We start from the raw sequence: 21,511 nt of genomic DNA, 5'->3' as shown, positions 1-21,511 counted from the left end.
AGCACGTGCAGCAACTGGTGGAAGAAAACCACCTGCGCTGGGATTCGCTGGGCGAATTCCTGGCCCTGGCCGTCTCGTTCGAAGACCTGGGCATCAAGGAAGGCAACGCCCGCGCCAAGCTGCTGGCCAAGACTCTGGATGAAGCCACTGGCAAGCTGCTGGATGAAGACAAGTCGCCTTCGCGCCGCACTGGTGAGCTGGATAACCGTGGCTCGCAGTTCTACATCGCTCTGTACTGGGCCCAGGCTCTGGCCGCTCAGACCGAAGACGCAGAACTGGCTGCCAAGTTCGCCACTCTGGCCAAGACACTGACCGAAAACGAAGCCAAGATCGTGGCCGAGATGAAGGAAGTGCAAGGCAAGGCTGTCGATATCGGCGGCTACTACATGCCCGACGTGGCCAAGCTGGACGCCGTGATGCGCCCCAGCGCCACCTTCAACGCCGCTATCGCAGCAGCGTAAGTGTGAGTTTTGCAGTGCGGGGCCTCAGGCCTCGCCTGCAAGCAAGCTACAAAAAGCCGGTGAGTCTGAAAAGGCCACCGGTTTTTTTGCATTTTTGCTATTGAATATATAGCTGTTAGCGCTTTATTTGTAAGTGATACAGGCGTATTTGATGCATAAAAACTGGCAAAGCTGGTAGGTCCAAACGGATGGATCATCCGTGGATGCGGCTGTTGGCCTGCTTGGTCGTTTTGTTGATTGTTTTGTTGTTTGATTTGGAAGGCAGTAGGCGACCCACAAGAGACGTTCGCCCTCAACGCAAGGCGTCCTGCCAAGATCCAAACCACCCCAAAACGAGCTCCTTTGACCTTTAAACTCGTCGCATGAATCGACGAAATTTGGTGTTATCCGCCCTGGCCGCAGGGTTTGCTCAAGTCACAGTGGCTGGCCCGCAGTTTCAAGAAATGGCCGAGTGGTCTCGGTTTTTTACAAAAGCCGATGCACAGGGCGGTATCGTTGTGCTCGACGCCCGAGACAAGTCTGAAACGACCCTGGTCTACAACGTATCGCGTGCCGAGCAGCGCTACTCGCCAGCCTCTACCTTCAAGATCCCACACAGTCTATTCGCGCTAGATGCGGGGCTGCTGCGTGACGAATTTCAAGTCATCCCGTGGGATGGTGTGAAGCGACCCACGGCGGCTTGGAACGCGGACCAGAACCTGCGTTCAGCGATGCGAAATTCCACCGTCTGGGTGTATGAGCGTTTCGCCAAGGAACTCGGCGATGCACGCGAGACCGCCTATATGCGCAAGATCGGGTACGGCAATGCGCTTGCCACAGGCGACAAGCCCTTTTGGGTGGAGGGCGACCTTGCCATCTCATCCTTTGAGCAGATTGCGTTCCTACAGCGGCTTTACCGCAACCAACTGCCTTTCCAAGTCGAACACCAGAGGCTGGTCAAGGATGTGATGATCAATGAAGCGGGCCCTGACTGGATACTGCGCGCCAAAACGGGATGGACCGGAAAAATCGGCTGGTGGGTGGGCTGGGTCGAGTGGCCCAGCGGCCCCGTGTTCTTTGCCTTGAATATGGACACTCCAAACCGGCTCGGCGACCTTGCCAAGCGCCAGAGCATCACGCGCGACGTTCTGCGCTCCATTAACGCGCTACCTACTGCGCCATAGATTCTGGCTCGGGGCGCGCAGGCCTGGGCTGCGTCTTGAAGCGCCCTTGAGTGCGGTTCTAGCCTCTCCGCTCGCAAGCTCCAAAGCGACGCTCTAGCGAGCATGAGAGGGGGCATTAGGAAGGTCAGCTTACGGCCGAGCGCTGTCAATCCACGCCAGGTGGCATAGCGTTTACATATCACCGCGACGACTGATTCTTTCAAGCCGAATCAGCACAAGTCTGTCCGCTTTGATGCTTGACGCGCTGAGGCGAGGCGGATTTCGAATGAAATCAGCCCCAAGCCCAATCGAAAAAAGCGCTGGCAGCTATCAAATCAGGAGTTACTGGCGATTGAACGGTGCGCCGCTGAGCTTGGCGCCGGCCTGTATGCCGCGCTTGGCAAACCAGCCCTGATTCATTTCCAGCACATAGCGCACGGGCTTGGCCGAGCAGTGGGAGTCGTCGCTCATGGGCTTCATGTCGGCCAGGTTGACGATGGTGCCGTCGTCGGCCACAAAGGCGGCGGTGAGTGGCAGCAGGGTGTTGCGCATCCAGAAGCATTGCACGCCGGGCACGTCGAAGATGAAGAGCATGCCTTCTTGCTGGGGCATCTCTTTGCGGAACATGAGGCCTATCTCTCGCTGCTGGGGCGTCTGGGCAAGTTGTGTATCGATACGGTACATGCCTGCGGTCAGGTCCACACGGCGCAGGTTCATTTGTGGCTGGCCTTCATCGCGGGCCATGGCGGGCGTCATGCTGCTCACACTGGCAAGGGCGATCAGGGCAGTCGATGCCAAAGCGAGCCAGCGGGCGCGGGCGCTTTTTTGAGTGCGTTGGGGAGAGGTCTTGTCGAGAGAGTTCTTCATAAGCCTTGCATGCCAGACAGGGGATCGAAAACCAGAGGCAGAAACATGTTCTCACGCGCCATGCACGGAAAGCCTGCATCGCTTTCTATTTTGCAGGCTTTGTGGCCGTGGGCTGCTGGGTTCAAGCGGGTTTGAGCAATTTTTTGCAGCGGTGCGATGACCGGTTTTTATACGGTTATTCTTAAGATTGACTGAGTGGGGCGGGTAAGTGATGCCTGCTCTTTGCTCTCAAAACGTGATTCCTGCACCAATCTGGGTGGAGGCTGGCGCAGAGATGCCAAAATCGAGGTCAAGACAAGCACCAGCAAGGTGCGCCGCCGCACAGTATTCAAGATCAGGAGATTTCACAGCATGAGCCAGACCCAGCACATTCAGGTTCCGCCCCAGGGCGAGAAGATCACCGTCAATGCGGACAAGACGTTGAACGTTCCTGACCAGCCCATCATTCCTTTTATTGAGGGTGATGGCGTCGGTGTCGATGTGACGCCGGTGATGCGCAAGGTGGTCGATGCTGCCGTGGCCAAGGTCTATGGCAGCCAGCGCAAGATTGCGTGGATGGAAGTGTTCGCGGGCGAGAAGGCTGTGCGCACCTATGGCCCCGATGTGTGGCTGCCTGAAGAGACGGTCGCCGCCGTGCGCGACTACGCCGTGTCCATCAAAGGCCCGTTGACCACGCCTGTGGGCGGTGGCATTCGTTCGCTGAACGTGGCGCTGCGCCAGGAGCTGGACCTTTATGTCTGTCTGCGCCCCGTGCAGTATTTCAAGGGTGTGCCTTCGCCGCTGAAGGAGCCTGAGAAGACGAATATGGTGATCTTCCGCGAGAACTCGGAAGACATTTACGCGGGCATCGAGTACGCGGCGGGCAGCGAGAAGGTGAAAAAGCTCATCGACTTTCTGGCCAAGGAGCTGGGCTCCAGCAAGATTCGCTTTCCCGAGACTTCGGGCATTGGCATCAAGCCCGTGTCGCGCGAGGGCACGGAGCGACTGGTGCGCAAGGCGATTCAGTACGCGATTGACCACAACCGTCCCAGCGTGACTCTGGTTCACAAGGGCAACATCATGAAGTACACGGAAGGCGCTTTCCGTGACTGGGGCTACGCGCTGGCGCAGCGCGAATTCGGTGCTGAGCTGATGGATGGCGGCCCCATGTGCCGCATCAAGAATCCGAAGACGGGCAAAGACATCATCATCAAGGATTCGATCACCGACGCCTTCTTGCAGCAGATTCTGATGCGCCCGGCCGAGTACTCGGTGGTGGCTACGCTGAACCTGAACGGTGACTACATCTCGGATGCGCTGGCCGCGCAGGTGGGCGGCATCGGCATTGCGCCTGGCGCCAATATGTCGGAGACGATTGCCTGCTTTGAAGCCACGCACGGCACAGCGCCGCGCTATGCGGGCAAGGACTATGTGAACCCCGGCTCCATGATTTTGTGCGCCGAGATGATGCTGCGCCACATGGGCTGGCGCGAGGCGGCGGATCTGATCGTGCAATCGCTGGAAAAAGCGATTTTGAGCAAGCATGTGACCTATGACTTCGCCCGCCTGATGGATGGCGCGACGCAGGTGTCGTGCTCGAAATTTGGGGATGTGGTCATAAGCATGATGGACTGACCCCCTGAGGCGCTGCGCGCCGGTTTTAAGCGGTGTGTATCAAAAACAAAAACAGCCCTTTTGAGGGCTGTTTTTGTTTCTGGGACTTGGTGCTTTAGAGCCGTGAACACGACCCAGTAAACCGACGGTTTACGGTTGAGACGAGGCGCGAAGCCGCAGGCGGTACAACAGGTACGACAAGGCGAAGCAACGACGTATCAAGGCTTGTGTTGGTGGATCTTAGCGCTGGGCAGCTCGCAGCCGTCAGGGCCGCAGCTGGGGTCAGCATCACCGGCTTGCTGCGGGTTGAGGGCGGCGATTTGCTCGACCCATTCGGCCAGTTGTTGCTTCCAGCCCGCGACATCGCCCAGCCATTCGCCCAGTTCAAGGCGCTGCACGGCGCGCTGGCCAGGTTGTTCGGGGTGATCAAACTCCAGCGCCAGAGTGGGGAAGCCCTGACCCTGAACCATGCCCAGCCACTGGCGGCTGTCGGCAATGTGTTCATGGGTGGCTGCGCCGCTTTGTTCGGCGTAGGCGGCGTCATAGGCAGCGCTGTCCAGACCGATGCTGGCGGCCAGTTCGCGCAGTACGGCGGGGTCGCTGATGCGGCGGCCGTCCACGTAATGGGCTTTTTGCTGGGCAGACAACATTTCCAGACCTTTACCTGCGAGCGCTTCAGCAGCCAGCAGGGCAGTGGTGGGCGGCTCGGAGTCGAGTGGTGCGCCGATGTCGTTCAGCAGACCGTTGAAGTAGGCATCGCCAAAGGGCTGGCCGGTCATTTCGGCAATGCGTTGGTCGCTGGCCATGACTTTTTCGCGCCAGTCGGCGGTGATGGTGCGGGTGTGGTCGCCCGTCAGCATGCCGCCTGCGTGCCATTGCACCTGAATGCCGGGCACTTCGCGCGCGGCTTTGACCAGCGGGGCGGCGGCGTAGCACCAGCCGCACAGCGGATCAAAAATATAGTGCAACACCAAGGCGGCAGGGGTGGATGTAGTCATGGGTGGGGCAGCCTTCACAGGCCTGCAAAAGTACGAACAGTCTTCAATGTAAAGGCTGTGCCAAAGGCATTGCTGTCATCTGCATGATGACCCTGACTGTGAACTTGGCAAAATGGGCGCATCGTCACCTGCCTGATCTGTATCTATGCGCATGAATGTCACGCCACCACCGCGTTCGCCCCAGAAGCCTGAGCCCACGCCGCAGTCCGTTGCCCGGCGCAGCACTGTTCTGTTTTTGCTGTTCTGGCTGGTGGTGATGGGGGGCATGTACCTGGCCATGCAGCATTTTTTGAAGCCCGCGCAGGCCAAAGTCATGGCCGATGGGGCGGTGCGCATTGAGCGCGGTATGGATGGGCACTTTCGTGTCAGAGGCTATGTGAACGATCAGGCCGTGACCTTTCTGGTCGATACCGGCGCATCTTCAGTCAGCGTGACCGATGTACTGGCGGCCCGTGCTGGGCTGGAGGGTGGCGAGAAGGTGCGCTTTCGCACCGCCAACGGCGAGCGCGACGGCCGAATTGTGGTGGCGGACGAGGTACGCATTGCCAGCCTGCGTGTGCGCGATGTGCGCGTGGGAACGGGCTACACCGGTGACGATAGCGACGATGCGCTGCTGGGCCAGAACTTTCTACGTTTTTTTGATGTGCAGATGAGCGGCGATGAAATGCTGCTGCGCCCGCGCAAGTCGGCTCGCTAACTGGGCGCAGAGCCATTGACACCGCAATCAACGCAGTTCACGTTTGTACGGTGGCCGGCCGTTTTTGCCTGTAAGCCCTGTCTTACTGCATTAAAGTAGGCCGTTTTGCCAACCGGCAAACAGAACAGGTGCGCTACGCCGCAGACTTACACGGTTTGCGGTGGCTGGTGTGCCCGCCATGCTCATGAGTGAAAGACATGTTCCGGGACTGTTGCCATTTAATGGACTGCGCGCCAGATGGCGTGCGGCGGACGACACTCAATGGACTGGTTAACCCAACTCTTCAAGACCCTCAACGACGTTGTCTGGGGCGTTCCCATGATCGTGCTGATTCTCGGCACGGGCTTTTATCTTCAGATTCGACTGGGCTTCATGCCGCTGCGCAATATCGTGCGTGGCTTTCGCATGATCTGGCGCAGCCGCCGCCCCGGCGACAAGGCTGACGGCGACATCACTCCCTATGCCGCGCTGATGACGGCGCTGTCTGCCACGGTGGGCACGGGCAATATTGCCGGCGTGGCCACGGCGATTGCCGTGGGCGGTCCCGGCGCCTTGTTCTGGATGTGGATGACTGCACTGCTTGGCATGGCCACCAAGTACGGTGAAGTTGTGCTGGCAGTGAAGTATCGCGAGAAAAACGACCACGGCCAGTGGGTTGGCGGCCCCATGTACGCCATCAAGAATGGTCTGGGCCGCAAATGGAAGTGGCTGGGCACGCTGTTTGCATTGTTCGGCGGCCTGGCTGGTTTTGGCATTGGTTCCATGGTGCAGTCCAACGGCATTGCATCGGCCATGCATACCGCTTTTGGTCTGGAAAACTGGGTGACCGGTGTGGCGCTGGCCGTGATGACCGGCGCGGTGGTGCTGGGCGGCATCACCCGCATTGGTGCGGTGGCTGAAAAGCTGGTGCCCGCCATGTGCGTGGCCTATGTGATTTGCGTGCTGTATGTGCTGGGCGTGTATGTGGACCGCATTCCTGCGGCCTTTGCGCTGATCTTTGAGCAGGCCTTCAACCCCACGGCGGCGACAGGCGGCTTTTTGGGATCGACGGTGCTGATGGCCATCCGCATGGGTGTGGCACGCGGCATTTTCTCGAATGAAGCGGGCTTGGGCACCGCCGGTATTGCACAGGCCGCAGGTGCCACGCGCGACCCGGTGTTCTCGGGTCTGGTCGGCATGATGGGCACGTTCATCGACACCATCATCGTCTGCACCATGACCGGTCTGGCCATTGTGGTCAGCGGCGTCTGGCACTCGGGTGCCACGGGTGCGGTGCTGTCTACTCAGAGCTTTGAGGCCGCCATGCCGGGCATTGGCAAATATGTGCTGGCCGTTTGCCTGTCTGTGTTTGCCTTCACCACCATTCTGGGTTGGGCCTATTACGGTGAAAAGTGCTGGACTTATCTGGTTGGCACCGTCTGCGAAAAGCCTTTCCGCATCTTCTGGACTATCAGCGCTTTTGTGGGCGCCGTGGCGACGCTGGACTTTGCATGGCTGGTGGCCGATACGCTGAATGCGTTGATGGCGATTCCGAATCTGATCTCTTTGCTGCTGCTCTCGCCTGTGATTGTTCAGCTCACCCGAGAATATTTTGCGCGCAAAGAAAATCAATAATCACTTTTGATAGCTGCTCGCGCTTGATGGATAAGCGCTAGCGGCCATTTATCTGTAAAAACTCTTTTCACAGGGCGCTGGTGTGCAAGCATCAGCGCCCTGTGCGGTTTTGGGCGCTGCTGGCTGATGGCGGCGGCTGCATCTGCGAAAATGCATGTTTTCAGGGAATGGCTGCAGCTCACAAGGTGCTTGCGGCTGTGGTGCGTATCGAGGCTCGATCCACGCCCTGGCTTCGTGGCCTGCCGCTCTGTCGTGTGACAGTCGCCGCAGGTTTTTCATGTTGCCGAGCATCGAGTCAGATCGCCCGCGATCACTGCCTTCATCAGCCTGACCTCTGCCCGACCACACGCCATTGCCCCGCGGCCTGCAGGCCGCATGGGCGCAGCCATGGATAGTCTGCCGTGTCCCATCGCCAGCCCGTTCGCGTTCCCGAACGCAACCAGTACGCAGCCCTGATTGACGCCCGTTCGCCCGGCGAGTTTGCGCTGGATCACATTCCCGGTGCCATCAACTGCCCTGTGCTCAGCGATGCAGAGCGCGCCGAGATTGGCACCATCTACAAGCAAGTCAGCCCGTTTGAGGCCAAACGCCTGGGCGCAGCCTATGTCGCGGCCAATCTGGCGCGCCACCTGCGCGAAACCTTTGCCGACAAGCCTGCCAACTGGAAGCCGCTGGTTTATTGCTGGCGCGGCGGCCTGCGCAGTGGTTCCATGGTGACCTGGCTGCGTCTGGTGGGCTGGGATGCGCAGCAACTCGCCGGCGGCTACAAGTCTTTTCGCGGCCATGTGATCGAGCAGCTTGAAACGCTGGTGCCCCAGTTGCAGATGCGCGTGCTGTGCGGCGCAACGGGCTCTGCCAAGACCCGTGTGTTGCATGCGCTGGCCGAAAGCGGTGAGCAGGTGCTTGACCTGGAAGGCTTTGCCAGCCACAAGGGATCGCTACTGGGCAACTTGCCCGGCATTGAGCAGCCCAGCCAGAAGCGCTTTGAGACCCTGATTGCCGAAAAGCTTGAGCAGTTTGACCTGTCCCGCCCCGTCTATCTGGAAGGCGAGAGCGCCAAGATTGGCCGTGTTGGCCTGCCGCTGGTGCTGGTGTCGCACCTGCACAAGGCACCCGTCATCGAGGTGCGTGCCACTGAGTCTGCACGCCTGTCCTTTCTGCTGCGCGACTATGCGTATCTGGGCGATGAGCCCGATGCGCTGGCCGACAAGCTGGGCTGGCTCAAAGAGCTGCATGGCAATGTCGTGATCAACCGCTGGCAGGAATGGGCGCGTACCAAAGAGCTATCGCCCTTGTTTGAGGAGCTGATGCTGCGCCACTACGACCCGCATTACGAGCGTTCCCAGTCCAATCATTTTGACCAGTGGCCCGTGCGCAAAGTGCTGGAGACCGATGACCTGTCTGACGCCGCCATTCAACAGCTGGCGCAGCAAGTCGTGGCGCTGGAGTCTTGATCAGGCCGGTTCCATAAAAATCGGCACCAGTGACAGCAGCAGCAGGCCTGCCATCACGCCGTTAAAGGTTCGCAGCGCCTGCGGTGTGCGTAGTGCGCGGCCTACGGTGCTGCCAAACAGAGTCCAGACGCTGATGCTGGGGAAGTTGATGACCCCCATGACCAGTGCTGACAGCATAAGGTTGCTAAAGAAACCATCGCGGGGCGTATAGGTGGCAACAATGCCAATGGCCATGATCCAGGCCTTGGGGTTGACCCACTGAAACGCCGCCGCCTGCCAGAAGCTGAAGGGGTGCTTGCCAGACTGCCCCTGATCCACGCCGCCAGCGCGTGCAATCTTCCAGGCCAGCCACACAAGATAGGCCGCACCCACATATTTGAGCAGGGTGTAGATGCGCGGCTCGGCCTCGAACAGCTTGCCCAGGCCTGCGCCAATCAGCAGCACCATGATGACCACGCCCATACAGATGCCCAGCATGTGGGGCATGCTGCGGCGGTAGCCAAAGGTGGCACCGGAGGCGGTGAGCATTACATTGTTGGGGCCGGGCGTGACGGAACTGACAAAGGCAAACATGGCCAGTGGCAGTACAAACGACAGGGATTCGGGCAGCATTGGCATGGTGGTGGCTTTGCGTTGAAGCGGTGAGTGTGTTCAATGCTAAGCGGTGAAATCAGTACAGTAGCGGTACACTTTGCCATGCCAGTTGTTGAGCTGGCCTGCTTGTGCAACCCTGACAGTTGAAGGCTTCATCCATGCTTGATTCCAAATCAGAACCTGCGGCAACGGCTTTAGCCACCACAGCCTTATCCGCCTCCGTCAGTCTGGGCTGGCAGCCCATGCGCGCAAGCTCCATAGGGCTGGCCGAGCAACTGGTTGAGCATTTCGGGGCGCTGGTGCGCAATCACGGCTTGCGGGCCGGTGTGCGTCTTCCCTCCGTACGGGCGCTGGCAGAGAGCGCAGGCGTAAGCCGCGATACCGTCGTGCAGGCCTATGACAGGCTGGCTGCGCAGGGCTTGATTGTGTCGCGCCGAGGCAGCGGCTTTTATGTGGCGGCCCAGCGCTCGGTGACGGCACCTGCAGTGCCAGAGAAATCCGCATCGCCGCAGGTGGTTGAGTTTGATACCGCCTATCTGCTCAGAGGCATTTTTCGCGAGAGCGGAGATGGCACGACCAATGCCGGTTGCCTGCCGGGCAGCTGGATGGATCAGGGACTGATTACCGGCGCAATGCGCGCCATTACGCGCCAGGGCTCGCGGGCCGAGCAAAGCCTGCTCAGCTATGGCGTGCCGCAGGGCTTTGTGCCGCTGCGCCAGCATATTGCGTCTTACCTGCAGGCCCAGGAAGTGCCAGCCCACCCTGAGACTCATCTGATGACCGTGGGCGGCGTCACGCAGGGGCTGGATCTGATCGTGCGCTGCTTTCTGCGCCCCGGCGATACCGTGCTGGTGGAAGACCCGGCGTGGTTTTTGATCTTCGGGCGGCTGAAATACATGGGCGTCAACGTCGTTGGCGTGCCGCGCCTGCCCGGTGGCCCCGATGTGGTAGCGCTGGAGTCGCTGGCGCAGGCCCACAAACCCAGGCTTTTCATCCTCAACACGGCCGTGCACAACCCCACGGGCTTGAGCCTGTCTGCCGGTGTGGCCCATGAGGTGCTGCGCATTGCTGAGCGCCATGATTTTCTGTTGGTCGAAGACGATACCTACGCCGATTTTCTGGGTGCCATGCCGCTGCGGCTGGCGGCCATGGACAGGCTACAGCGCGTGATCTTGGTGGGCGGGTATTCCAAGACCTTGTCGGGAGGCCTGCGCGTGGGCTATATCGCAGCCAAGCCCGACTATGTGCATCGCCTCACGGACATGAAGCTGCTGTCGGGCCTGACCTCATCGCTGCCCGCCGAGCAAATCGTTCACCATATTCTTGCCGACGGTTCGTACCGCAAGCATGTTGACCGCCTGCGCGAGCGTGTGGACCGAGCGCGCATTCGCTGCCTGCGCAAGCTGGAAGCCATTGGCTGCTATGCCGAGCATGAGCCCGTGGCCGGCACGTTTGCATGGGTGGATTGCGGTGTGGACACCGAGGTGCTGGCGCGGCAGGCGGCGCTGAGCAACCTGCTGCTGGCGCCGGGCGTGCTGTTTTCACCCCAGCAAGCCACCAGCCGCATGCTGCGCGTGCCCGTGGCCATGGCTGACCATGTGGCGCCGTGGAAGATGTTGGAGCAAATCCTCAAACAGTTGCGCCGATAGCCGTTAAAGCTATCGCAAAGTGCTTGTCGTGCATTCACGATTGATAACAATCACAGGGTTGTGGCGTGATTGATTGAGCGGCATCTGCTGTTATGTTTGTAGCATGACTTCAGTCCCCGCTGTACCCCGCAACGCCGCTAGCCTTAGTGCTTGTCGCATGCTGCGGGTGAGCGTGTTGCCGGGTCTGCTGGCCTTGGGTTTGGTCGCATGCTCCAGCGCCCCCACCAATCACGGCGAGGTGGAGGGCGAGAGCTTTCACTCCCGCGAGCTGCTGCAGTCAGACAGCAACCGAATGGCCACGCTGTCCATGAAGCAGAACCTGGAGAGCCTGTTCGTCATCATGGACAAGCTCTACCGCCGCAACCCATCCGAATGGAAAAAGACCGCCACCAGCCGTGAGGCGGCCATGACCTATGTGCGCATCGCCATCATGGAGCGCCAGCCCTGGCATGAGCTGCAAGACAAGCGCGATGTGGCGGCACTGTCGCTGGCTTTACAGCCTGAATTCAAGGGTGACAGAGTTGCCGCTTTTATCTACGCGGCGGCTGACATGATGATTACCTCGCATGGCGGGCGCACCAGTTTTACGCTGATCGACGGGCTGGACCCGCAGCATGTCTTCAACGCCGCGCGCAATCTGGAGATTGCCAACTGGATTCTCAACTCGCGCAAAGCGCCTACGGGTCAGCCCTTGCTGCTATCGAATCAGATGAGCGAAGACTCTCGCAACCTGAGCTTTGAGCGCGAAATGGGCAAGATTATTGGCCGCCTGGATTTGATTGCCAACTACACCACAGAGCGCTACCGGCGCTCCGTTATCGGTTATGCGCAGGGGCTGGTGGCGGGCCCATTCATGCAATTCTTACCGGTGCGTTGAGAGAGTTTCAGACGCTGCAGAGAACGATGGTGGCAATGGCCGACGAATCTTCCAGCGCACGCACCGCATGGGGCATGTTTGCGGGCAGATGAATAAGCTGCTTGGCTGATAGCTCATGAACTGTCTGCCCGATCATCACTTCAAGCCTGCCTTCAAGGCATTGCAGACTGACGCTGCCTGGAACGCGATGTGGCGGCAGGGTCTGGCCGTGGCGGAGCACGACACGAATCACTTCCAGATCTTCCGCCTTGAAGAGCACGCTGGAGTGAGCGGCTGAAAGCCTTGCTCCAAACGGAGCGACATCCAGAGCTTGGTGGGTGGGCGTGGAGTGTTTGTGGTCCATGACAGCACCTGAGGCGAAAGCGGTAATAAGACATTCTCCACTGCCCGGCGCGCAAGTTCAATCACAGTTTGGTGACAAAGCTGTAGGGAATTAGGCCTTATCTTCGCTCTTCATCGCTTATCACTTCAATTAACGTCTGAGAGTGGAGTGCAATCGGATTCTTCGTCCAAATGAGCCTGCATGGCGGCATGGGCGCTCAGAAAGAACTGTCTGGGGCTTTGAATGTGCCAGCTGCCGGGTAGATAAAAGCAGTCGTTATCGTCATCTTCCAGAAGGCTTGCAAAGTCGTACTGCGGGTTTTGCAAGGCGGAATGCAGAGCATGGATCAGTGCGACTTTATGAGCTGCAGTCCATGCGCCCTGATTCCAGAGCGGGAAGAAGTGAATATCTAGCAACTGCAGCAGCTGCTCTGGGTCATTGGGGTCATAGGCCGCCAGCTCAAGGCCAAGAGACTCTTCCCGGTCGTAGATGTTGAAAGGTGCCAGCAGGAATGCTGGGCTGGCGATGAATTTAATATGACTGCCGAGGTGCAGGAGTGGCACGACCATGGTGCGTTGGATGTTGCTGTGGTGGATTTCGGAAAGGCGGTGAGCTGGCATTGTCTGGTAAGTAGCCAACTGTGCTGGCCTGGTATCGCTCACTCAAACTGAATGCCCTGGGCCAGTGGCAGCTCACGTGAATAGTTGATGGTGTTGGTGGTGCGGCGCATGTATTGCTTCCATGCATCCGAGCCGCTTTCGCGGTCGCCGCCGGTTTCTTTCTCGCCACCAAAAGCTCCGCCAATTTCGGCACCGCTGGGGCCGATGTTGACGTTTGCCATGCCGCAGTCAGAACCTGCGGCACTCAAAAATGTCTCCACCTCGCGCAGATCGTTGGAAAAGATGCAGGACGACAGGCCCTGCGGTACATCGTTGTTCAGCGCAATGGCCTGCGCCAGCTCGCCATAGCTCAGTACATAGAGCAAAGGCGCAAAGGTTTCGTGCTGGACGATGGCGGTTTGCGCGGGCATGTCCACAATGGCGGGCGCGGCGTAAAAGCCTTGGGGAAAGGTTTGCTCCAGCTGGCGCTGGCCGCCGACGAGCAACTGCCCGCCTTGCTGCTGGGCTTGCTCAATGGAATGCTGCATGGCTTCAAACGAAGCCCGGTCAATCAGCGGGCCGACCAGCGTGCCCGCCTGCAGCGGGTTGCCAATGCGCAGGCTGCGGTAGGCGGGCAGCAGTTTATCCAGTAGTGCCTGTTTGATATCACGGTGCACGATGAGCCGGCGCAGCGTCGTACAGCGCTGACCTGCCGTGCCCACGGCGCTGAAGACGATGGCGCGCACGGCCAGATCGAGATCAGCGGCGGGCGTGACCACCATGGCGTTGTTGCCGCCCAGCTCCAGAATGCGCTTGCCAAAGCGTGCCGCCACCTTGGGGCCAACGGTGCGGCCCATGCGGCTGGAGCCCGTGGCGGAAACCAGTGCGATTTGCGGACTGTCTACCAGAGCCTCGGCCACATCGCTGCCGCCTAGCACAATTTGAGCCAGCCCGTTGGGTGCGCGGTCGCCAAATTGCGCAATGGCACGCTCCAGCGCCTTGAAGGTGGAAAGGCCAGCCAGCGGCGCCTTTTCAGATGGCTTGAAGATCACCGGGTTGCCGCAGACCAGCGCAATGGCGGCATTCCAGGCAAACACGGCGCTGGGGAAGTTGAAGGCCGTGATGACCGCCACCGGCCCCAGCGGGTGGTACTGCTCCATGATGCGGTGGCCGGGCCGCTCTGAAACAATGGTCTTGCCATGCAGCTGGCGCGACAGGCCAACGGCGAATTCGCAGATGTCCACGCCTTCCTGTACCTCGCCCAGACCTTCCTGCACGATCTTGCCGACCTCGCAGGAGATCACATGGCCGATATCTGCCTTGGCGCGGCGCAGCTCCTCGCCCCACAGCCGCACCAGCTCGCCACGCACGGGCGCGGGCACCAGCCGCCATTGCTGAAAGGCCTGCGTGGCACGGTCAATCACCTGCGGCATTTGCGCCGTGGGCAAGGCAGCCAGTCTGGCAATCTCTGTGCCATCAATGGGCGAATGCACGGTGATGTCATTGCCGCTGTAGCGGGGCAGATCAATGCCGCAGCGGCTTAGTGCAGTCTGAAGGTCGGCGGTGGTGGTCATGGCTTTGAGATGTGAATGGTTTAACTGAGCAGGCTTTGAAAGTACGCGCCTGAGCGGGTGGCCAGCAGGGCGGGCAGCGTGCATTGCTCTTGCCGCACAAAGCCTTGCTGCGGCAGCTGGCCGGTGGCAAATAGCTCAACTGTGCCCAGCATTCCGGCGGCGGTGGTCAACTCAATCGCGGTGCGCTGCTTGCCGCGCAGCAGGCCGCCGAAGATGCGGGCGGTGTGGGTCAGCTGCTCCAGCCGACCGGCGCGCATGCCGTTGGCCATGGCGGCGATGATCACCATGTCGTCGCGGCTGTGGGGCACGGCACCCTCCAGCACTTCACGCAGCAGGTCGCGCCGCTCAATCAGGCGCAGGCCGTGCAGCAGCAGGTGCATGGCGTCGCGGTGGCCGGGGTGGCGTATGGTTTTGTAGTTGAGGTTGCGCACGCGGCCTTGCAGCGTCTCGCACAGCGTGCCAAGGCCGCCCGAGGTGTTGAAGGCCTCAAAGCTTTCTCCATCCAAAATCAGCGTTTCCACATTTTCAAGCGGCGGCACGGTGACCTGCTGGCCGTTGGCGATGGTGTTGCAGGGCTTGCAGTACTCGTTGATGACGCCATCCACACTCCAGGTGAAGTGGTAGCGCAGCGCATTGGTAGCGTGACGGGTGAGAGCGCCCACGCGCAGGTGCAGGTCGTACAGCTCATCAAACTGCTGGGCCAGATGGCCGCCCAGAATGCCGATCAGCCCCGGGGCCAGCCCGCACTGCGGCATCAGCACGGACGATGCCTGCGGCACCAGTGCCTGAATGGTGCGCATGGCGGCCACGTCTTCGGTCAGGTCAAAGTAGTGCACGCCTTGCTGCGCTGCAGCTTGAGCCACGCGCGCGGCGCAGAAAAAGGGCAGGGCGTTGATGACCAGAGTGTGTTTTTGCAGGGCAGCGGCCAGCGCTGCGTCATCTTGAATATCCAGCTGCAAGGGCTGAATCTGCGCATCACCGCTGGCAGGCGGGGGGCGCATATCCGCCAATGTGACGGTGGCGCCATGCAGCTCGGCGGCCATATCGGCAATGGTGGAGCCAATCTTGCCGGCGCCGAGGATGAGAATGTTCTGTTCGGTCAGCTTCATCATGGATAACTCCTTGAGAGCAACGCAACTGTCATTTCCTCTGCGACCATCTTAAACACAGGGCAGCGTTTTGCACCATGGAGACAAGCGTCAGCAGCAGCCGATTTGCAGGGGCGGACGAGAAGCCTGATGGCGACCGATATCTTCAAAAAGAATAGCTTTCAGCGCTTTATGAATAAGGGCTGGAAGCTGAAAAGACTGAAAATCAGAGAGTTGAGTCGTGCAGTGCTGCTAGTGACCGTGCAAAGCGATGGTGAGCAAGGCTGAGGAATCGAGCTCAGCCTCGACCTCATGCATAGTCCTGGCCGGCAGAAACAGCAACTGCCCTGCCGAAAGCGTCTGGCGCTTGTCGCCCACGCTGACAATGAGTCGGCCCTCCAGGCATTGAATCGTCATCTCGCCAGGGGTTTGATGCGCAGGCAGGCGCTTGCCTGCCATGAGCACCAGACGAATCACTTCCAGGGCTTCGGACTTGAAAAGCGCACAGGTCTTCTGGCTCCCCAGCAAAACGCCATGGGGTTGCACTTCGACAGGAACACCGGGTTGAGCGTGGGGCAGGGCCATGATTTCAGCCCTTTTTTTGCAGCATCTTGATGACGCTGGAGAAGTCTTCACCGCCATGACCGGCCAGACTGTGCGCAGCGTAGATGGAGCGGGCCATGCCGCCCAGCGGTGTGCTGGCGCGGTTGGCCGTGGCGTTGTCCTGTGCCAGGCCCAGGTCCTTGAGCATCAAATCCGTGCCAAAGCCGCCTGCATAGCCTTTGCTGGCCGGTGCATTCTCATGCACGCCGGGGTAGGGGTTGTATTTTTCCAGCGCCCAGTTGCCGCCAGAGCTGCGGCGCATGATTTCGCTCAGCACCTTGGGGTCCAGCCCGTTGGCCACGCCCAGCGCAATCGCTTCGCTGGTGCCCACCATCAAAATGCCCAGCAGCATGTTGTTGCAGATCTTGGCCGTCTGGCCTGCACCCACGCCGCCGGCGTGAAAGATGTTGGCCCCCATTTTCTCCAGCAGCGGCTGGGCACGTGCCAGTTGTGCGTCGCTGCCGCCGACCATAAAGGTCAACGTGCCCGCAATCGCGCCGCCTGTGCCGCCGGAGACGGGGGCGTCCATAAAGTCAATGCCCAAGGCCGTAGCCGCCTTGGCCACCTTCTGGCTGGTGGCTGCGGCGATGGTGGAGCTGTCTATCACCAGCGTGCCCTTGGTGATATGTGCCAGCAGACCTTGCTGATCGGCATTGCCCAGAAACAGCGATTCCACATGCTGGCTGGCGGGCAGCATGGTGATGACGACCTCTGCCCCCTGCACCGCAGTGGCTGCGCAGGATGCCGCCTGGCCGCCCGCTGCGACCACTTTGGCAATGGCGTCATGGCTCAGGTCAAAAGCTTTGACGCTGTGGCCGGCCTTGGCCAGATTGATGGCCATGGGCGCGCCCATATTGCCCAGACCGATAAAAGCGATTTGCATACTCTGTCTCCTTGTCGTTATGAATTTGATAGCTGCTTACGTTTGATCTGTATGCGTTTGCGGTGGTTTATCCTTGATTTTTCAGGCTGGCACCTTTGTCCACCAGCAGGCTGCGCAGAATGCTGCGATGGCATTGCGATTCGGCCTCGCAATAGCAGCCTATGGAAAACGCGCTGCTGTGCGACAGGGCCGCCAGCAGACCCAGTGTGCGGTCCGTTGCAGGTTCGGCCAGTTGCTTGCGAAACTGCTTTTCAAACAGCTTCCAGAGCTTGTCGGCCTCGGTCGTCTGGCCTGCGGCGCGCAGCTTGACGGATTCTTGCGCCTGCGCCATCAGCTCTGCTTCGGGCGAGAGTTCTGGCAACCAGCAGTCGTAATAGTTGCGGCTGGCAAATTCGGTCTTGGGCACGCCACGCGGCGGGCGGCGCACGGTGCCTATGCGCAGGCCTTCGTCGGGGGCGCGGTCGCTGCCTAGCTGAACAATGCGGATGGCCATGGCGTGCTTCCTTCAGGGCTTAGTCGCTGTCAAAAATGGGATGCTTCTTCGGGGTCTCGGCTGCATCTGCTACTTCAAGCGTTTTAGTGCTCTTGCGATTGCTGGATGTGCGCTGGCTGCTATCTTTTTCAGTAGCAGAAGCCTTTTTTCTGCGTGGTGATGCCTTGGCCTGCGGGTTGTAGGCCAGCGCTTCACGGAGCCAGAAATTCCAGTGTTCGCGGCTGGCATAGCCGTCGCTGCTGATCCAGAAGTAGCCCTGCATGCCGCCGCCCGGCGACAGCTCGCGCAGGCCTTGCATCTCCAGAAATTCGCTGTGCCGTACAGGTGGCAGCCGCACCAGCAGTTCTTCGTGCTTGACGCCGAGGCACAGCTTGCCATCCACAAAAAAGCAGTAGCTGCCAAACAGCGTGCGCTCTTCAAGCTGTTCAATGCCGCCCAGCGCCTGCTCCAGACTTTCACGCAGGGCGTGAATCAGCTGCAGGCTTTGGTCGGAGAGCGGGCGGGCGGGCATGGTGCGTTGTCTGGGTTAATTTTGTGGCTTAGCGAATCACATCAGGCGCATCGCCATCCAGCATGCGGCGGGCGATGATGACGCGCATGATCTCGTTCGTGCCTTCCAGAATCTGGTGCACGCGCGCGTCGCGCACCAGTCGCTCCAGCGGAAAGTCGCGCAGATAGCCGTAGCCGCCGTGCAGTTGCAGCGCCTCATTGCAGACCATAAAGCCAGCGTCTGTGGCAAAGCGCTTGGCCATGGCGCAATAGGTGGATGCATCGCGGGCCCCTGCGTCCAGCTTGGCTGCAGCCAGCCGCACCATTTGCCGCGCGGCCACCAGTTCGGTGGCCATATCGGCTAGCTTGAACTGCAGGGCCTGAAAGCTGGCGATGGGCTTGCCGAACTGTTTGCGCTCTTGCATATAGCTTTGCGCCTGGGTCAACGCGCCTTGCGCTGCGCCGACCGAGCAGGTAGCGATGTTGATGCGCCCGCCGTCCAGTCCCTTCATGGCGATCTTGAAGCCTTCGCCTTCCCGGCCCAGCAGATGATTGGCGGAAATGCGCACCTTGTCGAAGTTGATGACGCGCGTGGGTTGGCTGTTCCAGCCCATTTTTTCTTCTTTTTTGCCGTAGCTCACGCCTTCGGCATTGGCGGGCACGACAAAGGCAGAAATCCCGGACGCGCCAGAGCTTGCATCCCCGGTTCTGGCCATCAGCACCAGCACGTCGGTGCTGCCTGCGCCGCTGATAAAGGCTTTGCTGCCGTTGAGGATGTATTCGTTACCGACCAGCTCGGCCCGGGTCTTGAGCGATGCGGCGTCTGAGCCTGCTCCGGGCTCCGTCAAGGCGTAGCTGGCCAGTTTCTGACCGCTGGTGAGTGCCTCGCCCCATTGTTCGCGCACGGCATCTGTGGCCCAGGTGCCCAGCATCCAGGTCGCCATGTTGTGGATGGTGATGAAGGCGGTGGTGGATGGGTCAACGGCGGCCATTTCTTCAAACACTAGCGTCGCATCGAGCCGGGGCAGGGCCAGACCCCCCGCATTTTCAGGCGCATACAGGCCGCAAAAGCCCAGTTCGCCCGCCTTGGCAATGGCTTCGCGGGGGAAGATGCCTTCGGCATCCCACTGAGCGGCGTGCGGGGCCAGTTCAGCCTGCGCAAAGGCGCGGGCGGTATCGGCAAAGGCGCGCTGGTCTTGGCTGAGTTCAAAGTCCATGGAATGTCTCCTTTATTGTTTTATGTGTCTCTGGCGCTTGCTGGATATGCGCTGGCAGCTATCAAATTTGCATTCTTCAGTCAGGTGGCCCCAGATGCAGCCAGCGCTTGAGCACCGCATCGCGGGCCTTGATCTGCTGCACCAGACAGCCGTGATAGCGGCTGGGCCAGTCGGCCTGTGCTTCAAACGCCTTGGTGCTTTGCTTGCACTGGGTCACGCGCTGGCGGCTCCATTCGTTTTGTTCTTTGCGTAGGGCGGGGCGTTCATGGGCGGACAGGGATCGCATCACATCACCGTAGAGAATCTGACTGTCGGTATCGGCTTCTTGGAAATTTTTGATGGCGCAGGCATTGGTCTGCTGCACGGTTCCGCCTACCACGCAGTCACCGCCCGCCTGAGCGTTGGAGGTGCTTGGCAGCAGCAAAAAAGCGAGCGCGAGAGCATTAAACTGTATTGGTATCCATAGGTTTCTCATGCGCTCACTATGACATACGCAAAATGTGTTGCTCGCTTGGTTTAAGAGGCTGAAAACCGGCGCTCCCCCTCTCCCGCGAAGCGAGAGAGGGGGGAAGGCGTGCAACGCCTCAGGGGGTCACTTCAAGCTAATGGTGGTGTTCACACCGTGGCTGGTAGTCGAGTCATCAAACCAGCGCGCTGTAATCGTCTTGGTCTGCGTATAGAACATCACCACCTGCTTGCCGTAGGGGCCCAGATCGCCGAGCTTGGAAGCGCGGCTGCCGGTGAAGGAGAACAGGGGCACGGGCACAGGAATCGGCACATTGATGCCGACCTGGCCCACGTCGATATCTTCCTGGAAGCGGCGCGCAGCTGCGCCTGACTGCGTGAAGATGGCTGTGCCGTTGCCGTTAGGGTTGGCGTTGATGAACTCAATGGCCTGATCGATATCGTCTGCGGCTACAAGGCAGAGCACGGGGCCGAAGATTTCCTGCTCGTAGATGCTCATGCCGGGTTTGACGCCGCTGAAAACGGTGGGGCCGACAAAGTTGCCCTTGTCGTAACCGGTCACCTGGGGCTTGCGGCCATCCAGCTCCAGCACCGCGCCATCGGCAATGCCGCGCTCGATCAGGCTTTCTACACGCGACAGGGCTGCGCAGGAAACGACCGGGCCCACATCGGTGCCCGCCTCGGTGCCGCCGCTGACCTTGAGGGTCTTGGACTTGGCCACCAGATCGGGAATCCACTTCTGCGCATCGCCTACCAGCACGGCCACTGAAACTGCCATGCAGCGCTGGCCTGCCGCGCCAAACGCCGCGCCCAGCAGGGCGTTGAGCGACTGCTCTTTGTTCGCATCAGGCATGACGATTGCGTGGTTCTTGGCGCCCATCATGCATTGCACGCGCTTGCCGTTGAGCGAGGCGCGGTTGTAGACATGGGTGCCGACCTTGGTCGAACCCACAAAGCTGATGGCCTTGATATCAGGGTGATCGCAGATGGCGTTGACCACATCCTCGCCACCATGAATGACGTTGAGCACGCCGGGGGGCACGCCGGCCTCCAGCGCCAGCTCGCACAGGCGCATGGTGACCATGGGGTCTTGCTCGGAGGGCTTGAGCACAAAGGTGTTGCCCGTGGCGATGGCCATGGGGAACATCCACAGCGGAATCATCGCCGGGAAGTTGAAGGGGGTGATGCCCGCGCACACGCCCAGCGGCTGGTTCAGCGTATAGGTGTCGACGCCATTGGCCACGTTGTTGGCCAGCTCGCCCAGTTGCAGGTTGCCTATGCTGGCGGCGTGCTCCACCACTTCCAGGCCGCGGAAGACATCGCCCTCTGCATCGGGCAGGGTCTTGCCTTGCTCGGCAGTCAGGATGGCGGCCAGTTCCTTCATGTTTTCACGAATCAGCTGCTGCAGCTTCAAGAAGACGCGGGCACGTGCACCGATAGGTGTCTTGCGCCAGGTTTTGAAGGCCTGCTTGGCATTGGCTACAGCAGCGTTGACTTCATCGGGCGTGGCAAACGGCACACGCGCCAGCACTTCCTGCGTTGCAGGGTTGACCACATCGCGCCACTGGGTGGTTTTGGATTCGACCATCTGCCCATTGATGAGCAGCTTGACCGTAGGCGCCAATACCTTGGCGGAAGTGGGTGCGTTCATGAAATGTCTCCGTTGGTGGTGAATTTGCTCCCCATGGTATGTGTGCGGTTTTGCTCAGGCAATAGGATTTGGTGCACATAGGGTGTGCAAATGTGCACAATCATCCGCTACGTTCGCCAGCCCGCTCCAGCCCGCTCCAGCCCGCTCCAGCCCGCTCCAGCCCGCTCCAGTCGGCCTGCGG

At 60.1% G+C, this 21,511-nt stretch carries 22 protein-coding genes; 8 read left to right on the top strand and 14 right to left on the bottom strand.

What is annotated here, in order from left to right:
* Both RSF91_RS11185 and blaOXA read left to right on the top strand, forming a co-directional pair.
* A partial coding sequence (locus tag RSF91_RS11185) for an NADP-dependent isocitrate dehydrogenase (protein WP_332568487.1) occupies positions 1-461 on the top strand: 461 nt, incomplete at its 5' end.
* 377 nt (positions 462-838) lie between these two features.
* Positions 839-1,624 (top strand): class D beta-lactamase, encoded by a 786-nt coding sequence (gene blaOXA, locus RSF91_RS11180; RefSeq protein WP_442878843.1) that lies wholly within the window; start codon positions 839-841, stop codon positions 1,622-1,624.
* Positions 1,625-1,945: 321 nt separating this feature from the next.
* On the opposite strand, the gene RSF91_RS11175 is transcribed toward blaOXA, so the two are convergent.
* Entirely contained in the window at positions 1,946-2,470 is a 525-nt protein-coding gene (locus RSF91_RS11175; protein WP_442878841.1) for a DUF192 domain-containing protein, read from the bottom strand.
* A 351-nt stretch (positions 2,471-2,821) separates the two neighbouring features.
* Between RSF91_RS11175 and icd the strand changes: the two genes are divergently transcribed.
* On the top strand, positions 2,822-4,084 hold the full coding sequence (icd, locus tag RSF91_RS11170; RefSeq protein WP_332568485.1) for an NADP-dependent isocitrate dehydrogenase: 1,263 nt from the start codon (positions 2,822-2,824) through the stop codon (positions 4,082-4,084).
* Positions 4,085-4,281: 197 nt separating this feature from the next.
* Here the strand turns inward: icd and RSF91_RS11165 are convergent, their stop codons facing one another.
* Positions 4,282-5,061 carry a DsbA family protein gene (locus RSF91_RS11165; RefSeq protein WP_332568484.1) on the bottom strand — a complete coding sequence of 260 codons (780 nt, stop codon included), beginning with the start codon at positions 5,059-5,061 and terminating at the stop codon, positions 4,282-4,284.
* Between the two features lie 145 nt (positions 5,062-5,206).
* On the opposite strand from RSF91_RS11165, the gene RSF91_RS11160 reads away from it, so the two are divergent.
* From RSF91_RS11160 to mnmH, 3 genes are all read left to right on the top strand, one after another.
* The gene (locus tag RSF91_RS11160; RefSeq protein ID WP_332568483.1) at positions 5,207-5,758 is read left to right on the top strand and encodes a retropepsin-like aspartic protease family protein; all 552 of its coding nucleotides are present in this window, start codon (positions 5,207-5,209) and stop codon (positions 5,756-5,758) included.
* 261 nt (positions 5,759-6,019) lie between these two features.
* Positions 6,020-7,372: an alanine/glycine:cation symporter family protein gene (locus RSF91_RS11155; protein WP_332568482.1), complete on the top strand. Its 1,353-nt coding sequence runs from the start codon at positions 6,020-6,022 to the stop codon at positions 7,370-7,372.
* A gap of 401 nt (positions 7,373-7,773) precedes the next feature.
* Positions 7,774-8,826 (top strand): tRNA 2-selenouridine(34) synthase MnmH, encoded by a 1,053-nt coding sequence (mnmH, locus tag RSF91_RS11150; RefSeq protein ID WP_332568481.1) that lies wholly within the window; start codon positions 7,774-7,776, stop codon positions 8,824-8,826.
* Here the strand turns inward: mnmH and RSF91_RS11145 are convergent, their stop codons facing one another.
* Entirely contained in the window at positions 8,827-9,444 is a 618-nt protein-coding gene (locus RSF91_RS11145) for a LysE family translocator (protein WP_332568480.1), read from the bottom strand.
* A 134-nt stretch (positions 9,445-9,578) separates the two neighbouring features.
* Between RSF91_RS11145 and RSF91_RS11140 the strand changes: the two genes are divergently transcribed.
* Both RSF91_RS11140 and RSF91_RS11135 read left to right on the top strand, forming a co-directional pair.
* Complete coding sequence (locus tag RSF91_RS11140) at positions 9,579-11,069, top strand: aminotransferase-like domain-containing protein (protein ID WP_332568479.1); 1,491 nt, start codon at positions 9,579-9,581, stop codon at positions 11,067-11,069.
* A gap of 103 nt (positions 11,070-11,172) precedes the next feature.
* A complete protein-coding gene (locus RSF91_RS11135) occupies positions 11,173-11,946 on the top strand; it encodes a hypothetical protein (protein WP_332568478.1) in 774 nt (257 codons plus the stop codon).
* A 7-nt stretch (positions 11,947-11,953) separates the two neighbouring features.
* On the opposite strand, the gene RSF91_RS11130 is transcribed toward RSF91_RS11135, so the two are convergent.
* The 11 genes from RSF91_RS11130 to RSF91_RS11080 form a co-directional block, all read right to left on the bottom strand.
* On the bottom strand, positions 11,954-12,289 hold the full coding sequence (locus RSF91_RS11130; protein WP_332568477.1) for a cupin domain-containing protein: 336 nt from the start codon (positions 12,287-12,289) through the stop codon (positions 11,954-11,956).
* 125 nt (positions 12,290-12,414) lie between these two features.
* Positions 12,415-12,906 carry a hypothetical protein gene (locus RSF91_RS11125; protein WP_332568476.1) on the bottom strand — a complete coding sequence of 164 codons (492 nt, stop codon included), beginning with the start codon at positions 12,904-12,906 and terminating at the stop codon, positions 12,415-12,417.
* A 20-nt stretch (positions 12,907-12,926) separates the two neighbouring features.
* Complete coding sequence (gene amaB, locus RSF91_RS11120; protein ID WP_332568475.1) at positions 12,927-14,441, bottom strand: L-piperidine-6-carboxylate dehydrogenase; 1,515 nt, start codon at positions 14,439-14,441, stop codon at positions 12,927-12,929.
* A gap of 20 nt (positions 14,442-14,461) precedes the next feature.
* Positions 14,462-15,553, bottom strand: a complete 1,092-nt coding sequence (locus tag RSF91_RS11115) for a saccharopine dehydrogenase family protein (RefSeq protein ID WP_332568474.1) — start codon at positions 15,551-15,553, stop codon at positions 14,462-14,464.
* Positions 15,554-15,781: 228 nt separating this feature from the next.
* A complete protein-coding gene (locus RSF91_RS11110; RefSeq protein ID WP_332568473.1) occupies positions 15,782-16,114 on the bottom strand; it encodes a cupin domain-containing protein in 333 nt (110 codons plus the stop codon).
* A 4-nt stretch (positions 16,115-16,118) separates the two neighbouring features.
* Entirely contained in the window at positions 16,119-17,015 is an 897-nt protein-coding gene (gene mmsB / locus RSF91_RS11105; RefSeq protein ID WP_332568472.1) for a 3-hydroxyisobutyrate dehydrogenase, read from the bottom strand.
* A 67-nt stretch (positions 17,016-17,082) separates the two neighbouring features.
* A complete protein-coding gene (locus RSF91_RS11100) occupies positions 17,083-17,508 on the bottom strand; it encodes a DUF488 domain-containing protein (RefSeq protein ID WP_332568471.1) in 426 nt (141 codons plus the stop codon).
* A gap of 19 nt (positions 17,509-17,527) precedes the next feature.
* Positions 17,528-18,019: a TfoX/Sxy family protein gene (locus RSF91_RS11095; RefSeq protein ID WP_332568470.1), complete on the bottom strand. Its 492-nt coding sequence runs from the start codon at positions 18,017-18,019 to the stop codon at positions 17,528-17,530.
* Between the two features lie 28 nt (positions 18,020-18,047).
* Positions 18,048-19,214 carry an acyl-CoA dehydrogenase family protein gene (locus RSF91_RS11090; protein ID WP_332568469.1) on the bottom strand — a complete coding sequence of 389 codons (1,167 nt, stop codon included), beginning with the start codon at positions 19,212-19,214 and terminating at the stop codon, positions 18,048-18,050.
* Positions 19,215-19,290: 76 nt separating this feature from the next.
* On the bottom strand, positions 19,291-19,689 hold the full coding sequence (locus RSF91_RS11085; RefSeq protein WP_332568468.1) for a lysozyme inhibitor LprI family protein: 399 nt from the start codon (positions 19,687-19,689) through the stop codon (positions 19,291-19,293).
* A 117-nt stretch (positions 19,690-19,806) separates the two neighbouring features.
* Positions 19,807-21,330 carry a CoA-acylating methylmalonate-semialdehyde dehydrogenase gene (locus RSF91_RS11080; RefSeq protein WP_332568467.1) on the bottom strand — a complete coding sequence of 508 codons (1,524 nt, stop codon included), beginning with the start codon at positions 21,328-21,330 and terminating at the stop codon, positions 19,807-19,809.
* Positions 21,331-21,511 lie beyond the last annotated feature (181 nt).

Source organism: Comamonas sp. (genome assembly GCF_036643215.1).
Classification (GTDB): Bacteria; Pseudomonadota; Gammaproteobacteria; order Burkholderiales; family Burkholderiaceae_C; genus Comamonas.
The sequence above is the reverse complement of the archived record's forward strand: the minus strand, read 5'-3'. Positions and strand labels throughout refer to the sequence as shown.

Excerpts from the sequence above, each read along its gene's own strand:
- RSF91_RS11135 (WP_332568478.1), top strand. The coding sequence starts at position 11,173 with ATGACTTCAGTCCCCGCTGTACCCCGCAACGCCGCTAGCCTTAGTGCT.
- RSF91_RS11085 (WP_332568468.1), bottom strand. The coding sequence starts at position 19,689 with ATGAGAAACCTATGGATACCAATACAGTTTAATGCTCTCGCGCTCGCT.
- amaB (WP_332568475.1), bottom strand. The coding sequence starts at position 14,441 with ATGACCACCACCGCCGACCTTCAGACTGCACTAAGCCGCTGCGGCATT.
- RSF91_RS11110 (WP_332568473.1), bottom strand. The coding sequence starts at position 16,114 with ATGGCCCTGCCCCACGCTCAACCCGGTGTTCCTGTCGAAGTGCAACCC.
- icd (WP_332568485.1), top strand. The coding sequence starts at position 2,822 with ATGAGCCAGACCCAGCACATTCAGGTTCCGCCCCAGGGCGAGAAGATC.
- RSF91_RS11175 (WP_442878841.1), bottom strand. The coding sequence starts at position 2,470 with ATGAAGAACTCTCTCGACAAGACCTCTCCCCAACGCACTCAAAAAAGC.
- mmsB (WP_332568472.1), bottom strand. The coding sequence starts at position 17,015 with ATGCAAATCGCTTTTATCGGTCTGGGCAATATGGGCGCGCCCATGGCC.
- RSF91_RS11080 (WP_332568467.1), bottom strand. The coding sequence starts at position 21,330 with ATGAACGCACCCACTTCCGCCAAGGTATTGGCGCCTACGGTCAAGCTG.
- RSF91_RS11100 (WP_332568471.1), bottom strand. The coding sequence starts at position 17,508 with ATGGCCATCCGCATTGTTCAGCTAGGCAGCGACCGCGCCCCCGACGAA.
- RSF91_RS11160 (WP_332568483.1), top strand. The coding sequence starts at position 5,207 with ATGCGCATGAATGTCACGCCACCACCGCGTTCGCCCCAGAAGCCTGAG.
- RSF91_RS11145 (WP_332568480.1), bottom strand. The coding sequence starts at position 9,444 with ATGCCAATGCTGCCCGAATCCCTGTCGTTTGTACTGCCACTGGCCATG.
- RSF91_RS11165 (WP_332568484.1), bottom strand. The coding sequence starts at position 5,061 with ATGACTACATCCACCCCTGCCGCCTTGGTGTTGCACTATATTTTTGAT.
- RSF91_RS11140 (WP_332568479.1), top strand. The coding sequence starts at position 9,579 with ATGCTTGATTCCAAATCAGAACCTGCGGCAACGGCTTTAGCCACCACA.
- RSF91_RS11095 (WP_332568470.1), bottom strand. The coding sequence starts at position 18,019 with ATGCCCGCCCGCCCGCTCTCCGACCAAAGCCTGCAGCTGATTCACGCC.
- RSF91_RS11130 (WP_332568477.1), bottom strand. The coding sequence starts at position 12,289 with ATGGACCACAAACACTCCACGCCCACCCACCAAGCTCTGGATGTCGCT.
- RSF91_RS11155 (WP_332568482.1), top strand. The coding sequence starts at position 6,020 with ATGGACTGGTTAACCCAACTCTTCAAGACCCTCAACGACGTTGTCTGG.
- RSF91_RS11090 (WP_332568469.1), bottom strand. The coding sequence starts at position 19,214 with ATGGACTTTGAACTCAGCCAAGACCAGCGCGCCTTTGCCGATACCGCC.
- RSF91_RS11115 (WP_332568474.1), bottom strand. The coding sequence starts at position 15,553 with ATGATGAAGCTGACCGAACAGAACATTCTCATCCTCGGCGCCGGCAAG.